The organism is Streptomyces sp. AB3(2024), from assembly GCF_041862025.1.
In the GTDB taxonomy this organism is placed as follows: domain Bacteria; phylum Actinomycetota; class Actinomycetes; order Streptomycetales; family Streptomycetaceae; genus Streptomyces.
On record NZ_JBGWAB010000344.1, the window covers coordinates 1 to 476 of the forward strand.

The 476-nt window shown below is 67.6% G+C and carries 1 protein-coding gene; it reads right to left on the bottom strand.

Annotated elements, in window-relative coordinates:
• The coding region (locus ACEPPI_RS40685; protein WP_373920267.1) for an acyltransferase domain-containing protein at positions 1-476 on the bottom strand (476 nt) is incomplete at both ends.

Below are 476 nucleotides of genomic sequence, written 5' to 3' on the forward strand. Positions count from 1 at the left end.
CCAGCATCCCGTCCATGTGCGGCGAGTGGAACGCGTGGCTGACCGTCAGCCGCTTGGTCTTGCGGTCCGGGAAGGCCTCGGCCACCTTGACCGCCGCATCCTCGTCACCCGCGACCACGACCGACCGCGGCCCGTTGACCGCAGCGATGCTCACCCGATCGGAAAGCAGCGGCAGGACCTCGTCTTCCGAAGCCTGCACCGCGATCATCACGCCACCGGCCGGCAGGGCCTGCATCAGCCGGCCGCGCGCGGCCACCAGCGTGCACGCGTCCTCCAGCGACAAGACCCCCGCCACATGCGCGGCAGCGATCTCACCGATCGAATGACCCGACAAGAAGTCCGGCCTAACACCCCACGACTCCAGCAGCCGGAACAACGCCACCTCCACCGCGAACAACGCCGGCTGCGTGAACTCCGTACGGTCCAACACCTCGGCATCAGAACCGAACAGAACCTCCTTCAGCGGCAGTTCGAGG